This is a genomic window from Halomonas sp. XH26, assembly GCF_024138895.1.
In the GTDB taxonomy this organism is placed as follows: Bacteria; Pseudomonadota; Gammaproteobacteria; order Pseudomonadales; family Halomonadaceae; genus Vreelandella; species Vreelandella alkaliphila.
Genome location: NZ_CP071889.1, coordinates 3,029,404 through 3,047,151, shown reverse-complemented (window position 1 = coordinate 3,047,151; position 17,748 = coordinate 3,029,404). Strand labels below are relative to the sequence as shown.

17 protein-coding genes are annotated in these 17,748 nt (G+C 53.3%); 11 read left to right on the top strand and 6 right to left on the bottom strand.

What is annotated here, in order from left to right; all coding sequences use genetic code 11:
- The first annotated feature begins 10 nt into the window (after window positions 1–10).
- Genes J4377_RS13990 through J4377_RS13965 form a run of 6 tightly spaced genes read left to right on the top strand, consistent with a single transcriptional unit; the run spans window position 11 to window position 5,371 of the window.
- Window positions 11–1,048, top strand: coding sequence for a peptidylprolyl isomerase (locus J4377_RS13990; protein ID WP_038477622.1), 1,038 nt, complete (start codon window positions 11–13; stop codon window positions 1,046–1,048).
- A gap of 12 nt (window positions 1,049–1,060) precedes the next feature.
- The gene (gene pdxA, locus J4377_RS13985; protein WP_253486000.1) at window positions 1,061–2,110 is read left to right on the top strand and encodes a 4-hydroxythreonine-4-phosphate dehydrogenase PdxA; all 1,050 of its coding nucleotides are present in this window, start codon (window positions 1,061–1,063) and stop codon (window positions 2,108–2,110) included.
- Between the two features lie 26 nt (window positions 2,111–2,136).
- Window positions 2,137–2,967 carry a 16S rRNA (adenine(1518)-N(6)/adenine(1519)-N(6))-dimethyltransferase RsmA gene (gene rsmA / locus J4377_RS13980; protein WP_253485999.1) on the top strand — a complete coding sequence of 277 codons (831 nt, stop codon included), beginning with the start codon at window positions 2,137–2,139 and terminating at the stop codon, window positions 2,965–2,967.
- Window positions 2,964–3,341, top strand: a complete 378-nt coding sequence (gene apaG, locus J4377_RS13975) for a Co2+/Mg2+ efflux protein ApaG (RefSeq protein ID WP_253485998.1) — start codon at window positions 2,964–2,966, stop codon at window positions 3,339–3,341. The genes rsmA and apaG overlap by 4 nt, the downstream gene beginning before the upstream one ends.
- Window positions 3,342–3,363: 22 nt before the next feature.
- Window positions 3,364–4,179: a symmetrical bis(5'-nucleosyl)-tetraphosphatase gene (locus tag J4377_RS13970; protein WP_253485997.1), complete on the top strand. Its 816-nt coding sequence runs from the start codon at window positions 3,364–3,366 to the stop codon at window positions 4,177–4,179.
- A gap of 46 nt (window positions 4,180–4,225) precedes the next feature.
- Window positions 4,226–5,371 carry a polynucleotide adenylyltransferase gene (locus J4377_RS13965; protein ID WP_253485996.1) on the top strand — a complete coding sequence of 382 codons (1,146 nt, stop codon included), beginning with the start codon at window positions 4,226–4,228 and terminating at the stop codon, window positions 5,369–5,371.
- Window positions 5,372–5,391: 20 nt separating this feature from the next.
- On the opposite strand, the gene folK is transcribed toward J4377_RS13965, so the two are convergent.
- Both folK and folB read right to left on the bottom strand, forming a co-directional pair.
- Entirely contained in the window at window positions 5,392–5,937 is a 546-nt protein-coding gene (gene folK, locus J4377_RS13960) for a 2-amino-4-hydroxy-6-hydroxymethyldihydropteridine diphosphokinase (protein ID WP_253485995.1), read from the bottom strand.
- On the bottom strand, window positions 5,934–6,290 hold the full coding sequence (gene folB / locus J4377_RS13955) for a dihydroneopterin aldolase (RefSeq protein WP_095603986.1): 357 nt from the start codon (window positions 6,288–6,290) through the stop codon (window positions 5,934–5,936). Before folB ends, folK begins: the two co-directional genes overlap by 4 nt.
- Window positions 6,291–6,383: 93 nt before the next feature.
- Here folB and plsY point away from each other — a divergent pair, with 93 nt between their 5' ends.
- A complete protein-coding gene (gene plsY, locus J4377_RS13950; protein ID WP_232482795.1) occupies window positions 6,384–6,965 on the top strand; it encodes a glycerol-3-phosphate 1-O-acyltransferase PlsY in 582 nt (193 codons plus the stop codon).
- Between the two features lie 22 nt (window positions 6,966–6,987).
- On the opposite strand, the gene tsaD is transcribed toward plsY, so the two are convergent.
- Window positions 6,988–8,037: a tRNA (adenosine(37)-N6)-threonylcarbamoyltransferase complex transferase subunit TsaD gene (gene tsaD / locus J4377_RS13945; RefSeq protein ID WP_120386451.1), complete on the bottom strand. Its 1,050-nt coding sequence runs from the start codon at window positions 8,035–8,037 to the stop codon at window positions 6,988–6,990.
- A gap of 220 nt (window positions 8,038–8,257) precedes the next feature.
- Here tsaD and rpsU point away from each other — a divergent pair, with 220 nt between their 5' ends.
- The 3 genes from rpsU (at window position 8,258) to rpoD (ending at window position 12,681) form a co-directional block, all read left to right on the top strand.
- Window positions 8,258–8,473, top strand: a complete 216-nt coding sequence (gene rpsU, locus J4377_RS13940; protein ID WP_007113641.1) for a 30S ribosomal protein S21 — start codon at window positions 8,258–8,260, stop codon at window positions 8,471–8,473.
- Between the two features lie 176 nt (window positions 8,474–8,649).
- Window positions 8,650–10,554, top strand: coding sequence for a DNA primase (gene dnaG, locus J4377_RS13935; protein WP_120386452.1), 1,905 nt, complete (start codon window positions 8,650–8,652; stop codon window positions 10,552–10,554).
- 270 nt (window positions 10,555–10,824) lie between these two features.
- Entirely contained in the window at window positions 10,825–12,681 is a 1,857-nt protein-coding gene (rpoD, locus tag J4377_RS13930; protein ID WP_038477590.1) for an RNA polymerase sigma factor RpoD, read from the top strand.
- 150 nt (window positions 12,682–12,831) lie between these two features.
- Here the strand turns inward: rpoD and J4377_RS13925 are convergent, their stop codons facing one another.
- Both J4377_RS13925 and J4377_RS13920 read right to left on the bottom strand, forming a co-directional pair.
- The gene (locus J4377_RS13925) at window positions 12,832–14,403 is read right to left on the bottom strand and encodes an AbgT family transporter (protein ID WP_120386453.1); all 1,572 of its coding nucleotides are present in this window, start codon (window positions 14,401–14,403) and stop codon (window positions 12,832–12,834) included.
- Between the two features lie 184 nt (window positions 14,404–14,587).
- Entirely contained in the window at window positions 14,588–15,238 is a 651-nt protein-coding gene (locus J4377_RS13920) for a hypothetical protein (RefSeq protein WP_038477584.1), read from the bottom strand.
- Between the two features lie 196 nt (window positions 15,239–15,434).
- Here J4377_RS13920 and J4377_RS13915 point away from each other — a divergent pair, with 196 nt between their 5' ends.
- The gene (locus J4377_RS13915) at window positions 15,435–16,802 is read left to right on the top strand and encodes an L-serine ammonia-lyase (RefSeq protein WP_253485994.1); all 1,368 of its coding nucleotides are present in this window, start codon (window positions 15,435–15,437) and stop codon (window positions 16,800–16,802) included.
- Here the strand turns inward: J4377_RS13915 and J4377_RS13910 are convergent.
- On the bottom strand, window positions 16,799–17,695 hold the full coding sequence (locus J4377_RS13910) for a LysR family transcriptional regulator (RefSeq protein ID WP_038477578.1): 897 nt from the start codon (window positions 17,693–17,695) through the stop codon (window positions 16,799–16,801). The genes J4377_RS13915 and J4377_RS13910 overlap by 4 nt on opposite strands.
- Window positions 17,696–17,748: the final 53 nt, after the last annotated feature.

Sequence of the window (17,748 nt, the reverse complement as noted above, 5' to 3'; positions counted from 1 at the left end):
GAGATTCTTTATGACTACCAGAATGACCCTGCTGACCGATGGCTTGAAAAATCGGGCAAAACTGCTTTCTGCGGGCGGTATGATGGCGCTCTGTCTTGGAACGAGTGCTGCGCTTGTGCCGCTATCGGTTTACGCACAAAATTTCGAATCAACCCAGCGGCAAATGTTGGATAGTGTTGTGGCTGTCGTTAATGACGGCGTCATCATGCGCAGTGAGCTTGATGACCGCATTGCCCAGGTAGAGCAGCAGGCGCAAACCCAGGACGGTAACTTACCGCCTCGTAGCCAACTGGCTCAGCAGGTACTAGAGCGCATGGTGATGGATGAAATCCAACTACAAATGGCTCGCCAAGCCAACCTTAGCGTGGACGACACGGAGCTAAATCGCCAGTTGCGCTCCATTGCTGAGTCTAACGGCATGACGCTAGAACAGTTTGCCGATGCCGTAGAGGCGGATGGCATGACCTTGGGTGACGTACGTGAAGAAATACGCCGCGAAATGTTGATGCGCCAAGTACAGCAGCGCCAAATTAGTCAACGTGTCACCGTGACTGATCGTGACGTTGAACGCTTCTTGAGCCAGCAACCATCTCAGCAGGGGCAAGCGTTCATTGAAGAAGTACGTGCCCGCCACGTGTTGGTAGAGTTAACGCCAACGCGCAATGAAGATCAGGCTCGTGCCCGCGCTGAGCAGGCTCGCCAGCGTTTACAGCAGGGGGCAGACTTTGCGTCCGTCGCTCGTGAGTTTAGCGACGACCGTGGCAGTGCCATGAATGGCGGCGAGCTTGGTTGGGTGCGTCCAGGACAAACGGTGCCAGCCTTCGAAGAAGCGATGGGGTCGTTGAGTACTAACCAGCTATCTGAGCCAGTGCGCTCCCAGTTTGGCTACCACGTCATTGAAGTGCTAGAGCGTCGCCGTCAGGATGTGACGGATGAAAGTCGCCGTGAGCAGGTTCGTCAGGCCATTTTCCAGCGTCGTGCTAACGAAGAGCTACAGACGTGGCAGCGTGAAATGCGTGAACAGGCTTTTGTCGATATTCGCCTTTAATGAGCCAATCTAATGAGCAATAGTGCGCCACTGCTGATAACTACCGGAGAGCCAGCGGGCATCGGGCCAGAAATCACGCTGATGCTGGCCGCCAATGGCCAATTGAATAATACGGTGGCTATTGGCGATACGCAGTTGCTAAAACAGCGTGCATCGCTGCTGGGGCTTCATCTTGATGTGATAGAAGCAGCCCCTGGAAGCGGGGTTACTTCCTCGCCAGGGCATTTGGTTGTGTGGCCCGTGGCACTTCGCGAACCAGCACTCCCAGGCGTGCTCAACCCTGCTAATGCAGGCTATGTGCTAGAGACGTTGCAAATCGCTGTAGACGCCTGTCAGCAGGGGCATGCAGCGGCCATGGTCACTGCACCGCTGCATAAAGGGGTGATTATCGAAGGCGGTTTTCCTAACTTCACTGGTCACACCGAATGGCTGCGCGATGCCTGTGGGGTTGATGAGGTCGTGATGTTGTTGGCTACCGACCAGGCGCTGCATGCCCAGTCGAGCCGTTGGCAGGGTAACAGTGACCTACGCGTCGCACTTGTTACCACACACCTACCGCTGCGTGACGTGGCGGATGCGGTTACCTACGACAAAATTACCCGTATTAGCCGTTTGCTTGCGACTGATCTGAAAAAACAGTTTGGGATTGCCGCTCCGCGCATTGCGGTGTGTGGGTTAAACCCTCATGCCGGAGAAGATGGCCATTTAGGGCGCGAAGAGCTCGATGTTATTATCCCCGCGCTGAAAGCGCTGCGCGCTGAAGGCCTTGATGTTCAAGGCCCGCTGCCAGCGGATACGCTTTTCACCCCGCGCCATTTAGCGGGCGTTGATGCGGTGCTGGCGATGTATCATGACCAGGGGCTGGCAGTGTTAAAATACGCAGGCTTTGGTCAGGCAGCGAATATTACACTTGGCTTGCCGCTGGTGCGTACTTCGGTAGACCACGGTACCGCGCTCAGTTTAGCCGGTCGCGGCACTGCCGACCCCAATAGCTTAGGCGTTGCCCTAGCGCTAGCAAAGCGACTTTCCGCGCAGCGCGCCAATGGCTTAAATGCTTTATGAATCAACCCTCCAAGGAACACTGTTAGATGTCTCAAGTGCCTCAGCAGCACCGCGCTCGTAAACGCTTTGGTCAAAACTTTCTGCGTGACCTCGGCATCATTTCGCGTATTGTCCGTGCCATTGGGCCTCGCGAAAGCGACCGACTCGTCGAAATTGGCCCTGGGCAAGGCGCGCTCACTGCTCCGTTGCTAGAGGCGGCAGGAAAGCTTGAAGTCATTGAATTAGACCGTGACCTTATTCCGGGCTTAAGGGTGCAGTTTTTTAACTACCCTGACTTTGTTATACATGAGGGTGACGCGCTAAAGTTTGATTTCGCCGCGCTAAAAGGGGATGGCCCTGCGCTGCGAGTCGTCGGTAACCTGCCTTACAACATCTCGACGCCGTTGATAGTGCATCTGTTAACCATGGGCAATGCGATTGCCGATATGCACTTTATGCTGCAAAAAGAGGTTGTTGAGCGTTTGGCCGCTGAGCCAGGTAGCACTGATTGGGGGCGCCTGTCGGTGATGGCGCAATATTACTGCCACGTGGATCAGCTGTTTGTCGTACCGCCGGAAGCCTTTGTTCCCAGGCCGAAAGTTGACTCCGCCATTGTTAGGCTAACGCCTCACGAAAGCTTGCCCCAAACAGCAGATGACCCAGCGCTGCTGTTTGAATTGGTCAAGCTGGCGTTTGGTCAGAGACGCAAAACACTGCGCAATAACCTGAAAGGCAGGGTAAGCGCAGAAACATTAGAAGCACTAGGCATTGACCCTGCACGGCGCCCTCAAACCTTGACGGTTGCAGAGTACGTCACTATCGCCAACCAAGTGGCTATTGACGAAGCGCTTGGTGGTAATGGGAGTGCTGACGCGTGAGTGCCCTAGCCATTGAGGTTAGCGTCGTGCCTGAATACCGTGTAGCCGAGTCAGATGACCGTGAGTCGCGCTTCGTGTTTAGTTACACCGTGACGGTGCATAACCAAAGCCCTCATAGCGTGCAGCTTATGGCGCGCTACTGGAAAATTACCCAAGGTAACGGTGATAGCCAAGAGGTGCGTGGCAAAGGGGTGGTGGGCCAGCAGCCGTTAATTGGCCCGGGGCAGCGTTTTCGCTACACCAGTCGAGCCATTCTGCAAACGCCGGTAGGCGTTATGGAAGGCGCTTACACGTTACTTAACACCTACACCCAGCGAGCTTTTGAAGTGCCCATTGCGCCTTTCAGGCTAGCGGTGCCGCGTCAGCTTCACTGACCATTCTCTAAAAGGGGGAGCGATGAGCACCTATGCCATTGGTGATCTGCACGGCTGTCATGCCGAGTTTGTCAGTTTGCTAGAAAAGCTAAGCTTCAATGCAGCAAACGATACACTCTGGCTGGTTGGTGATTTGGTCAATCGTGGCCCTAGCTCGCTGGCTTGCTTGCAGGAAGTGCAGGCGTTAGGCAGCGCCGCTCGATGCGTGCTGGGTAATCACGATTTTCATTTGTTGGTGGTGGCTCGTGGCGGCGGCAAACTGAAAAAAAACGACACTCTAAGCGATATTCTTGCAGCACCACAGCGCGAACAGGTGCTGGATTGGCTGCAAAGCCAGCCATTGGCAGTTTATGAAAACAATGCGCTGATGACCCATGCCGGTGTGTTGCCAACGTGGCGCGCCGAGCAAGCGGTATCGTTTAGCCAAGAAGTGCAGACGGCCTTGCTTAGTGAGCGTTCGGGTGATTTTTTAACGCAGCTATTTGGTAATCAACCTGACCAGTTCCATGATGATCTAGAAGGGATTGATCGTTTGCGCTGTTTCGTCAATATATTTACCCGCATGCGCTTTATCGACGCTAACGGTCGGCTAGACTTTGCTGCTAAAGAAGGCTTGGAAAGTGCGCCTGACGGGTTCACCCCTTGGTTTCAATACCCAAGAGCCGATGCGCTTCAACTGTTATTCGGGCACTGGGCTGCATTAGAGGGCCAAACCCCGAACGCCAAGATAAAGGTTGAAGCGCTGGATACTGGTTGCGTGTGGGGTGGGTCGTTAACCGCTCTCAATATGGAATCGGGTGAGCGCATCAGCGTACCTAGCCGTCAGCCTAGACATTAAAATACGAGACATTAAAACACGAGACATTGAAAAAAGGGCGGTAGCCGTGTTTCAGGTGGATGCGAAAACCAAAGGACTCGATGTTTATCGTGTTGGCGGGGCAGTGCGCGATACGTTGTTAGGCTGGCCGGTAGTGGATAATGATTGGGTCGTCGTCGGTGCCACGCCAGAAGTCATGCAACAGCGGGGCTTTAAACCAGTGGGGCGCGATTTTCCAGTATTCCTGCATCCTGATACCGCCGAAGAGTATGCGCTAGCGCGCACTGAGAGAAAATCTGGCCACGGTTATGGTGGCTTTGAAGTACACGCAAGTCCTGATGTGACCTTAGAAGAAGACCTTTCAAGACGTGATTTAACCATCAATGCGATTGCGCAGCGCTTTGATGGTGCGTTGACCGATCCCTTTAACGGACAGCGAGATATTGAGCAGCGGCTATTACGCCATGTGTCCCCGGCATTTAGTGAAGATCCCCTACGGGTGCTTCGCACTGCACGCTTTCTTGCCCGTTATGCGCACTTAGGGTTTGCCATTGCGCCTGAAACCCTCGAACTAATGCGAGATGTAAGCCGCAGTGGTGAGCTTAGCCACCTTGCTGCGGAGCGAGTGTGGGTCGAAACCGAAAAAGCGTTGGGTGAACCAAATCCTGACCGTTACTTCACCGCCTTAAAAGATTGCGAGGCGCTGGCTGCTTGGTGGCCTGAGCTAACCGATGACGTTGTGCTGGCAAACGCACTTGAGGTGATGGCGCTTGAGACGGTTGCACAGGTAGCTATCGACAGCTCACTTCCTCTGGCTCACTGGCGCTACGCGTTGTTGGTGTCGGTATTGAATGATGCTCAGCGTGATGCGCTGGCAATTAGATTGCGATTGCCTAATGCGGTGACGCAGCTGGCGCGCCATGTGGCGTTGAGTAGGGATATATTGGCCGAGCCATTAAGTGACGAACGCGTTCTGCACTGGCTGGAGCGTTTGGACGGTTGGCGTAAGCCCGCGCAGGTTAATGCACAGTTACAACTCATTAAGCGTTTAGCAGAGAATACGCTCGAACCGCTGAATCGGGCGTGGCAGGCTGCACAAAGCGTTGACCCTCAAGTGCTATTGCAAGCGGGTTATCGCGGTGCAGCTTTAGGTAAGGCGCTACGTGAGCACCGCCAACAGGCAGTAGCAAGTGCGCTGATGGATACGCACTAAGGGCTGGTTATAGGCTTTGTTCAGCGAGCGGATACCGCCTTTGGCACAGAGTCTGCCTGGGAAATCCAGCGCCCACGCCAATGAAAGTCGATGGCCCATAAGCGTTGACTACCCAATTCAAAGCGCTGCCATAGCGCAGCGTAAGACAAGCCATAGATAGGGTGATACTGATCGGGTAGCAGTTCGGCCAGCGGTTGTAGAACGAAGGCATTGTGCGTGATTTCCCCTCGGGGCAGGGTAACACCGTCAATAGTGCCGCAAATACCGCCCACTGTGAGCAGGTCAATATCCAGTGCTCGAGGACTACACTTAAGCATATCGGGAGTGCGGCCATGGGCAATTTCGAGTTGCTTAGACCACGCCTGCAGCTCACCCACCGACCAATCGCTATCAAAGGCAACCACAAGGTTGTAAAAGTTGCGATTATCGCTAAACCCTACCGGCTCGCTTTCAAATATGCGCGATATTTGAAGGAGGCCAAACGTGTCTTCAAGCGCATCTAGGCACAGGCGGATATGAGTGTCCGGATCGATATTGCTGCCTAAACTGAGAGTAACCAAGCTCATGGAAGCGTGCCGCGGGTGATTTCAAGACCGACGCTAGCGGCTTGTGGAACGGCACCCGGTTTGCGTACGGTAAGGCGCAGCCAGATAATGGAAAACTCCTGCTGTAAGCACTCAGCTAGGCGCTCGGCAAATGTCTCGACGAGAGCAAATTGGTGCTCGTCGGCAAAGCGCTGAATTCGCTGGCAAATGGCTGCATAATCAAGCGTTAGGCTCAAATCATCTGCAGCGGCGGCGGGACGAATATCCGTTGCGAGCGATAAGTCCAAGCTCAAAGACTGAACAATAGTGCGCTCCCAGTCGTACACACCGATGACGGTATCTACTGCCAGCGCTTCGATCAAAATGCGATCCACAGCTATTCCTCTAGCGTCAACAAGCGGGGGATTGTACTTGAGGATAGCGCGAAACGACAGCTAGGTACGATCTAACGCTGGGAAGGAGCCAAGATGGTGGGCGGAGTGATATGGATGATGGTGGGCTACTTAAGCGGAAGCTGGTTGGCGGCGCTTAGCGTATGCCGGCTAGCAGGTGTTCCTGATCCGCGATATTGCGGTTCGTGTAACCCTGGGTTTTCGAATGTGCTACGCCTTTACGGGCCGCGCTTAGCCGTCGCCACGCTTTTACTAGATGCATTAAAAGGGGCACCTGCAGTGCTGGCAGCCAAATTGTTAGGGCTGCCTGTTTGGTTGCAAGGGGCGGTTGGATTTGCTGTTCTGCTAGGTCACAGCTATCCACTATGGCATAGGTTTCGCGGTGGTAAATCGGTTGCCAGTGCGTTTGGTGTGCTGTTGATATTGGTACCCAGCGTGGCACTGCTTAGTGCGGTGTGCTGGATGCTGCTGGCTTGGCGGCTACGCATGGCAGCGGCAGCGTCGCTTGTTAGTGCATTCGTCGCACCGCTGGCTTGTGCGTGGCTAGCACCTGACTATGTTGTGGTCGTGAGTGGGTTCAGCCTACTGGTGCTTGCTCGCCATGGGTTAAATATTCGCCGCCTGCGCCGCGGAGAAGAGCCTCATCTACGCGGCTAGGCAGGGGCTAGAGGTGTAGGAGCTATAGGTGTTTAGTAGGCGTTAACGTGTCCAGCGGCCAGCGCGGTGTAGCCTTCATAATGCCGTTGTCATCATGCTCACCCGCCGCCAGTCGTTGGGCGCCCACATAAGCGATCATCGCGCCATTGTCGGTGCAGAAGCGCCCGCGAGGGTAATAAGATCGCGCGTTGCGTTTCTCCGTTTCAACCGCGAGGCGTTCGCGCAGGCGTTGATTAGCGCTAACGCCTCCTGCCACCACTAAGCGCTTCAATCCGGTTTGATCCAGTGCGCGGCGACATTTGATAACCAGGGTGTCCACTACGGCTTCTTCAAATGCCCTCGCCACATCAGCCTTGGCCTGGGTGTCTAGCTCGCCAGCAGCTTCTAATTGGCGAATAGCGGTCAGCGTGTGGGTTTTCAAGCCGGAGAAACTGAAGTCCAGGCCAGGGCGGTCGGTCATTGGCCGTGGAAAGCGGAAGCGTTTTGGATTGCCCTGTTCAGCAAGCTTAGCAACGTGAGGGCCACCGGGGTAGGGGAGCCCGAGCATTTTGGCCGCTTTGTCAAAGGCCTCACCCGCTGCATCATCAACGGATTCCCCGAGTAACTGGTAGTGTCCTAGGGCCTGTACTTCGACAAGTTGAGTGTGTCCGCCAGAGACCAATAAGGCGACGAAAGGGAAGTCAGGGGCATCATCTTCCAGCATAGGGGCTAGCAGGTGGCCTTCCATGTGGTGTACGCCCAGTACGGGGATGTTCAACGCACGTGCCATACCATGCGCTGTGCTGGCGCCCACCATGAGTGCGCCGACTAACCCCGGGCCAGCAGTGTAGGCAATGCCGTCTAGGTCGCTACGCGTCAGCTTGGCGTCGTGCAATACTTGTTCGATCAGTGGCAATAGTTTGCGCGTATGGTCGCGAGAAGCGAGTTCAGGCACCACGCCGCCATACTCGGCATGCATGGCAATTTGACTATACAGCGCGTCAGCGAGCAGGCCGCGGCCTCCAGTGTGCGAAGTATCATAAATCGCGACGCCCGTTTCATCGCAAGACGTTTCAATGCCTAGTACGCGCATGGCTGAAGAACTCGTTGTAAGTTAAAAAGTTGCAGGTTAGAAACCAGTACTGCTAATCAGTCGCCTAGTTTAGCATTCTCATGCTTAAGGCGCGTAAGCATTTGCAAAGATCGCCAACCACGACTAGACTACTGTGCGCTGTAAAACTGGGTCGTACACTGTATTCTAAAAGTGTACGTACTATCCGAACTCAAGACTCCTTAAGGTAGGTGAGTGCTTAATGCCTTCTGTAAAAGTACGTGATAACGAGCCGTTTGACGTCGCCCTGCGTCGCTTCAAGCGTTCTTGCGAAAAAGCCGGTGTTCTTTCTGAAGTACGCCGCCGCGAGCACTATGAGAAGCCGACTGCTGAGCGTAAACGCAAAGCGGCAGCTGCCGTAAAACGCCACGCCAAGAAAATTCAGCGTGAGCAAAAGCGTTTCGAACGGCTCTATTGATCCGTACCCGAGGGGCCGGAGCAGTTAGCTGGCCATCTCAAGAGGGATGTCAAGCGGCCGCCACTAGGTGGCCGTTTGTTTTTGTTTTGATTTATCGCTGTCTATGGTGATTTGGTAATAAGCCCGATGACCCTAGGCAAGTGAGTTAGCGCTTTGCGCGAGGATGCCCGCAGTTCATGGCAGGCCAAATTCCACAACGTTTTATCGATGACCTGTTAGGCCGCGTTGATGTGGTCGAGGTGGTTGGTGAGCGTGTGCAGCTTAAAAAGGCCGGGCGTAACTATTCTGGGCTATGTCCTTTCCATCAAGAGAAAACCCCATCGTTTACGGTCAGCGCTGATAAACAGTTTTATCACTGCTTTGGGTGTGGTGCCCACGGTAATGCGCTACGCTTTCTAATGGAATACGACAAACTACCCTTTCCCGATGCGGTTGAGCAGTTGGCTAGTCGTTTAGGGCTGGATGTTCCTCGTGAGGGTGCCGATGATCCGCGCGCCCAGCAGCGCGAAAAAAAGCGCAAAGAGGGCGTTAATCTTCTTGAACTTGCTGCCAGTTTTTATCGAGAACGGCTAAAAATGCAGGAAGGGCAGGGAGCGCAGCGTTATCTGCAAGGGCGCGGATTATCTCCAGATGTTGTCAGTACTTATGGTATTGGCTATGCGCCTGGTGGGTGGGAAGCCCTAAAGCAGCACTTGAGTGCGCGGGGTATTGGTGAGCCTGTACAAGTAGAGTATGGCTTGCTTATTCACCGTGAAGACACCGGGCGAACGTATGACCGCTTTCGTGATCGAGTGATGTTTCCCATTCGGGATTTAAGGGGGCGCACCATCGCGTTTGGCGGTCGGGTAATGGGCGATGAGCAGCCTAAGTATCTGAACTCGCCTGAAACGCCTGTCTTTCACAAGGGACGTGAGCTGTATGGGTTGTATGAGGCTCGCCAAGCGTCAAGCAAGCTTGAGCAGCTCGTCATCGTTGAAGGTTACATGGATGTCGTGGCGCTGGCGCAGTACGGTATCAACAACGCTGTCGCAACCTTAGGGACGGCTACAACAGAAGACCATCTAAGCCGACTATTTCGTTTAGTTAGCCGTGTGGTGTTTTGCTTTGACGGTGACCGTGCAGGACGTCAAGCGGCCAGCCGTGCGTTGGAAACCGCCTTGCCGCAGATGATTGACGGTCGTGAAGCGCGCTTCCTGTTTCTGCCGGAAGGTGACGACCCGGATACGCTAGTACGCCGTGAAGGTAGCGACGCATTTCAAGATCGCGTTACCTGTGCGATGCCGCTATCTGAGTTTCTTTTTGAGCAGGCAGCGCAGGGGCGAGACTTGAATACCGTGGAAGGGCGAGAGCGGTTTGCAAGTCAGGTGCTTGAGGCATTGAACAAAGTGCCTGAAGGCATGCTCAAATCGTTACTGTTGGAGGCGTTAGCTAAGCGCAGTGGGTTGGCACAATCGCAACTGAAAACGCTGCTTGATAAACGCGCGGCCGCCAGTGCGCAAAAAGAGGCACAGAAAGCGCCTTCGCAGGAAGCCGTGCACTGGGAGCCGCTTGAGTCGCCCGACATGATGCCGTTTGAGCATCATGAGGAGCAGCTGGTCGGCGCAAAGCCTGCTGGTAAAAAGGCACAAAAGGGGCGCGCTCAGTCGCCTCGCCCGCAAGTGCTCTCAACCGTTGCGCGTATTGTGCAGCTACTGTTGCATGAGCCTGGTTTAGTGACGTCGCTGCCGGATTCCCTGGATTGGTTGCCGGAGAGTGAAGAAGCACCGTTATGCCGTGACTTGATTGAGTTACTACGTGCCGGGCGTTATCGCAGCCCGCAAGTGGTGTTGGCGCACTTTCAGGGGAGCCATGAAGGTCAGGTCTTGGCTGAGTTGGCGTCACGGGAGTTGCTGATTCCCAAGGGAACCCGAGAGACTGAGCTGACAGGGTTGGTTGAACATCTAATAGAGGTTCAGCGCAAGCGATCGCCTCAGGAAGAGTACCAGGCGTTGCTGGATTTAGAGCGTTCTGGGCAAAAGCTGGATAAAGCGCAGCGGCAGCGTTTGGCAAGCTTAATGATGGAGCTTGTTCAACGACATTAAGCCGGCTTTACGGCGTTTGTCTTTGAATGAGTAGAGTTTGGAATGAGTAGAGTTTGAGGCGCTAGGGTTGAATTTCCCTAACGTTGGCACCAAATAAAGGGTCAGTCGCCAGGCGCTGGCCTAACCGAACAACCTAACACACCTGAATGACCGCGCAAATACGTTTCGCTGGAAAAATTCCTGCTATTTACGCTATACTGTTCGGCTTGTTGAGTTTAATCGATTCAGCGCCCCAGGTGTTTCATTCTTCTTCGTCGAGATAGGGTTTCTATGGCTGGAAATGCGCAGCAGCAGTCACGTCTGAAGGAGTTGATCGCGCGCGGCAAGGAACAGGGCTACCTGACCTATGCCGAGGTCAACGACCATCTACCCGAGGATATCGCCGACCCGGATCAAGTGGAAGACATCATTGGCATGATCAACGACATGGGTATCAGTGTCGTTGAAGAAGCGCCAGATGAAGACACTTTGATGATGTCGGATCACTCCACGGACGAGTCCGCTGCGGAAGAGGCCGTCGCGGCACTCGCCGCCGTGGAAAGCGACGTCGGTCGCACTACCGACCCTGTGCGCATGTACATGCGCGAAATGGGTACGGTTGAACTTCTAACCCGCGAAGGTGAGATCGAAATCGCCAAGCGGATAGAAGAGGGCACGCGGGAAGTGATGTCAGCGCTGGCGTATTTGCCTGGCGCTGTTGCTTCTATCCTGGATGCCTACGATGCCACGCAGGATGAAGAAGCGCCTGGTCGCTTGTCTGATCTGTTCTCTGGCTTTATCGACCCCGACGAGGGGATTCCAGGCGTTGCAGAAGCCGAAGTGCCCGAGCCTGAGCCGGAAGCCGAGTTGAGCGATGATGATGATCTCGACAGCGACGGTGACGACGAAGATGACGACAGCACGGCCAGCGAAGGCGGCCCTGATCCGGAAGAAGCGAAAGCTCGTTTCGAACAAATCCGTGAGCAGAATGCCGCTGTTGAAGCTGCGTTGGCGAAATATGGTCGTGGTAGCGCGGAGCTTAAAAGTGAGCAGTCGCGTTTAGCCGAGCTGTTTTCGCCTATTAAGCTGGTGCCGAAGCATTTTGAGCGTCTGGTCGGCCAAGTACGTATTAGTGTTGAGCAGGTGCGTGCCCAAGAAAAAGCGGTTATGCAGCTGTGCGTGAAGAAAGCTAAAGTACCGCGCAAAACCTTCATTAAGTCGTTCCCTGGGTACGAGTCTAATCCAAAATGGTTAGACACCTTCCAGGAGGCGCAGCCCAAGTATGCTGACCGTCTTGAGCCACTGCGCGCCGATATTGCTCGTTCGCAGCGCAAAATTGCCTTTGAGGAAGACATGGTGCAGCTCACCGTGGCCGACCTCAAGGAAGTTAACCGCAAGCTCTCTATTGGCGAGGCGAAAGCACGTCGTGCTAAGAAAGAGATGGTTGAGGCTAACCTGCGTTTGGTAATTTCGATTGCGAAGAAATACACCAACCGTGGCCTGCAGTTCCTGGATCTAATCCAAGAAGGCAACATTGGCTTGATGAAAGCGGTTGATAAGTTCGAATATCGCCGTGGTTACAAGTTCTCGACCTATGCCACATGGTGGATTCGTCAGGCGATTACGCGCTCTATCGCTGACCAGGCACGCACCATCCGTATTCCGGTGCACATGATTGAGACGATCAATAAGCTCAATCGTGTTTCTCGTCAGATGCTGCAGGAAATGGGCCGCGAGCCAACGCCGGAAGAGCTGGGCGAACGCCTGGAAATGCCGGAAGACAAAGTACGCAAAGTGCTAAAAATTGCCAAAGAGCCGATCTCTATGGAGACGCCGATTGGTGATGACGACGATTCGCACTTAGGTGACTTTATCGAAGACGGCACTATGCTGTTGCCGATTGATATGGCCACCGGCGAAGGCTTGATCGAAGCAACGCGTAACGTCCTTGGCGGCTTAACCGCACGTGAAGCGAAAGTGCTGCGCATGCGTTTCGGTATCGATATGAATACCGACCACACGCTAGAAGAAGTGGGTAAGCAGTTTGACGTTACTCGCGAGCGGATTCGTCAGATCGAAGCTAAGGCGCTGCGCAAGCTACGCCATCCGAGTCGCTCTGAGCCGCTGCGCTCATTCCTCGACGAGTGATCAGTTAGTTCTCGTACTTGGTAAGTAGTGGCTAGTAAGTAGTAAATAGAAAGTGGTGAACTGATAGTCGTCACCATGAACAAAAAGCCCGCCATTCTATGAACGGCGGGCTTTTTGCGTTATGCCATAAGCGTTATATGATGATATGGCTTAAAGCGTGTAATGCGTGGCTGATCCTGGGCCGACAGGCAAGCCAAAAACAAATACCCAAATAAAGAACAGCAGGCTCCAGCCAATCAGCATAAATAGCGTGTAGGGCAGCATAATCGCTACCAACGTACCAATGCCCATATCTTTACGATAGCGAGTTGCTACGGCAAGAATTAAACCAAAGTAGCTCATCATGGGGGTAATTAAGTTAGTAACCGAATCGCCGATTCGATACGCCGCCTGAATTACTTCAGGGGCATAGCCCATTAGCATCAGCATCGGCACAAAGATGGGAGCTGTTACTGCCCACTGTGCAGAGGCGCTGCCTAGTGATAGGTTGACGAACGCACACATAATAATAAACAGCGCGAACAGACCAGGGCCGCGTAGCCCCAAAGACTGCAGCAGATCGGCACCGGCAACGGCTGTGACAGTGCCAAAGTTACTCCAGTTAAACAGCGCTACAAACTGTGCCGCAAAAAAGACCAGAACGATATAAAGGCCGAGGCTACTCATACTTTTCGCCATAGCATCGACAATATCGCGATCGTTTTGCATGGTGCCTGCTAGGCGGCCATAGACAAACCCCAATACGGTGAAGGACACCGCGACAATTACCACAATGCCACGCAAAAAGGGCGAGCCGCTAATTAGCCCTGTTTCGGGGTTACGCAATATGCCGCTTTCGGGCACAACCATGACCGCGACCAGAGCGGCTAATGCTAATGTCGCAAGTCCAGTCCCTTTTAAGGCGCGCTTCTCTGAGTCGGATAGCCCTTCCATGCGCTGGTTTTCAATGCCGCTATCAGCATAGGCAGAATCGAATTTACCTAGCTTGGGTTCTACGATTCGCTCAGTAACAAAGCCACCAATAAGCGTGACAAAGAACGTACTGGCGAACATAAAGAACCAGTTGGCTTCTGCGCCCACAATGTAAGCAGGGTCAAGAAGACGCGCTGCTTCCTGGGTGATGCCCGATAGTAGCGGGTCAACAGTACCAATCAGTAAGTTAGCGCTGTAGCCTCCAGAAACACCGCAGAACGCAGCCGCTAGGCCCGCCAATGGATGACGCCCTAATGAGTGGAAAATCATGGCCGCTAAAGGAATTAATACGACATAGCCAAGCTCAGCCGCCATGTTCGACATGATGCCGGCAAACACCACTGCATAGGTGACAATGCGCGGCGAGCGATTGAGAACCAGCGCACGCATGCTGGCTGAAAGCAGTCCTGAGTGCTCAGCAACGCCGACCCCCAGCATGGCTACCAGTACTGTACCCAGCGGTGCAAAGCTAGTGAAGTTAGTCACCATTTCAGTGACTAAACGGCGCAGGCCTTCGGCATTGAGCAGCGAATTAACCGCTATCCATTCACCTTCGTTAGCAGGGCGAGGGTCAGCAACAGATACTCCTAATGCACCGGCGATGCCGCTGGCGATTACTACCAGAACACATAAAATAGCGAAGAGAGTAACAGGATGTGGGAGTAGATTACCCAGCCACTCAACGCTATCAAGAAAACGAGTAAATGCACCTCGCTTTAGGGTTTCTTGGCGATTTTGTGAGTTTGTCATAAGGTTTTTGTCGTCAGTAGGTTGTTTTACAGCAAAAAATGCCCATGAGTCTGGGGGACGACACTACGTTGAAGCCATCGGGGTCGCAAATGGCTTTATGTATAGCGAGATGTAAAAAATGAATGCCGCCTGCGCAAGGTGTAAGGCGGCGATAAAAAAGGGCTGCTAGCGGGAGATGAGAGGACTAGCGTGCGACTTGTCGCGCTTTGTAAATACGCCGAGCAATCAGCAGAAGCTCAATCATGGCAAATAGAATCAGGCTGTAGCCTAAAAGCTCGATGGCTTCCTCAGCGACATCTTTAAATTCGCGAATATAGTTATCCTGCATGACGGCTCGCCAGAAGTCTTGGCGACCATAAAGGCGGGAGAAAATATAGGTAACGAGCACACCGCCAGTGAAAAGTCCAAACGCGAACGTATTGCTATAATGTGAAAATTCTTCAATAAATCGACGACGCTGGACGACTACCCAGGCAAGGCTAGGGATGACAATTAACGATACCAGCACTTTCCAAGAGTTGTCTGCGACGTAGTAATCTAAAAAGTAATCCTGTTCGCGTACCAGCGACGCAGCCACAAACGCCAGCAATAGAAGCGTAACAGTAGGCCATACCTTGAGTACTTGGCGCACGTAGATGAGTAAGCCACAACAGCTAGCCAGTACTAGGGTTTGAGTGAACTCTGTAAAGCCTAATTCGGTATAGCGCACATCGGGTAGGTAGAGAGCTTCAAAATATCCACCTTGGGCGATACCAGCGACAAAAAACATATAAAGTGTTGCGCGCAGAAGCGTATATCCAAAACTGAGTGGCCACTGCGGTGGGGAAGATGGCATACCAACATCCTTATCAGAGAGATGACGTTGTAAGAGAGGGGCTTAAAAACATGCATAGAAGAATGTTCATTATATCGACACACTTCTATGCTCGCACGTCGAACTTAATGTGAGCTGCTCGACTAATGGTGGATTAAGGCTGCAAAGTAACTAGTTATTAGGTAATCAACAATTACCGCTGAAGGGCAGACACACAATGGCAATAAGCGTTTTTGATCTCTTTAGAATTGGGATTGGCCCATCAAGCTCTCATACGGTTGGGCCGATGCGTGCGGCGCGCGATTTTAGTCAAGCTGTTATCTCACCCTCGCTGACGCGCATTGTGGCTAGGCTCCACGGTTCGTTAGCTTCTACTGGCATCGGGCATGGTACTGATAGTGCGGTCATCATGGGCTTGATGGGCGAAACGCCAGAGTCAATCGATCCTGACACCATTACTGAGCGGCTACATGCGCTGGATGAAGGCGCTTTAATAACGCTGCCCAATGGGCAAGCGCTATCGTTTGATCGCAGTCAGGATATTGAATGGGACGACGATTGTCTGCCATTTCACCCCAACGCTATGGTGTTGACGGCTTATCAGTACGATACGGTTATTGCGACAAATACTTACTATTCCCTTGGTGGTGGCTTTTATGTCGATCAAGCCTGCGCCGATCAGGGTGGGTTAGACGAAGACAAAACCGCGCTACCTTACCCATTTGAAACGGCTAATGAGTTGTTAGCGCTTTGCCAAACAAATGGTTTGCGTATCAGTGAGCTCATGTTTGAAAACGAAAAAGCATGGCGCAGTGAAGAGGTGATTCGCACAGAGCTGCTGACGATTTGGCAAGCCATGCGCAGCAGCATTGAAAATGGCTTAAAAGCGACGGGACACTTACCCGGTGGATTAAATGTTCGGCGACGCGCCCATGGCTTGCACCAACAGCTGCTTTCACCACCGCAGAATCAACGCTTAATTGTATCGAGCTTTACTGTGATGGATTGGGTCAATTTGTTTGCACTGGCAGTGAATGAAGAGAACGCCGCCGGTAAACGGATGGTCACTGCACCGACGAACGGTGCTGCCGGTATTGTGCCTGCTGTGCTGGCGTACTATTTGAAATTTGAGCCAGATGCCTGTGACGACGACATAGTGGCCTTTTTGTTGGCAGCGGGCGCGATGGGCATATTATGTAAAAAGAACGCGTCTATTTCCGGCGCGGAAGTTGGCTGCCAGGGGGAGGTCGGCTCTGCTTGTGCGATGGCCGCAGCGGGGCTTGCAGAAGTGCTGGGTGGCTCGCCAAAACAGGTAGAGAACGCTGCTGAGATTGGTCTAGAGCATAATCTTGGCCTTACTTGCGACCCCGTGGCGGGGTTGGTTCAAGTGCCGTGTATTGAGCGAAACGCCATTGCCTCGGTGAAGGCGATCAATGCTGCGCGTATGGCGATGAATGGTGATGGTGAGCATTTTGTATCGTTGGATAAAGTGATTCGCACCATGCGTGACACTGGCCGAGATATGCAAGATAAATACAAAGAAACGTCAAAAGGCGGTTTGGCTGTTAACGCCATTGAGTGTTAGTGAGTAAGGCGGGGGGGCAGCGTTGCATCAATATTGGCCACCAAGTAATCGACGAGCTGACGGATTTTAGGTGATAGATGGCGGTGACGAGGATATACCGCCCATACCGCCGTATCGTTGTGTTGGAAAGGTTCCAGAACGGATACCAGTTCGCCACTGGCAAGATAGGGGGCTACGTAGTAATCCGGTAGTTGAGCAAGCCCTAGCCCTTTAAGCGCGGCGTCAAGCAGCGCGGGGCCGGAGTTTCCGCTCCAGCAGCCCTCCACTTTAACTTCGCGGCGCTGACCGTTGACTTCAAACAACCAGTTAGGACGTGAACCCATCAGACAACGGTGTTGGCTAAGTTCCGACAGCGTATGTGGCCTGGGAGCTTGACGGAAGTAAGACCGGGAGCCCACGACATACTCCTGCCGTTCGCATAGCCGCCGAGCAATCAAGCTAGAGTCTTTGAGTACCCCCATACGAATGGCAATATCGTAGCCCTCTTCAATAATTTCTACGGGGCGGTTGGTAAAGTGCATATGTACTTCAAGCTGCGGGTGCAGACACTGAAAGTCATTCACCAGTGGCGCGACATAGCGCTCGCCGAACGTCGTCGCTGAGGTCAGCTTCAGCAGCCCACGTGGATTTGCCTGAAGCTCGCTGATCGCTTGCTCTGCATCGCGCAGGCCATCAAAAAGATGGCGGCAGTGCTCAACGTAGATTGCCCCAGCATCGGTTAAACGAATTTGCCGTGTTGTGCGGTACAAAAGCTGAACACCCAACTGATTTTCCAGCTGGCTCACCAAGCGGCTAATATGCGATGTCGATACCTTTAAATGGCGTGCGGCCGCTGAGAATGTTCCCAGTCTTACCACCTCGACGAATGCCTCAATACGGTCCCAGCGTTGCACGAACTATCCTTAATTAATTTTTGATTGTTGCTCAGTGGCAATAATCTTGTGAG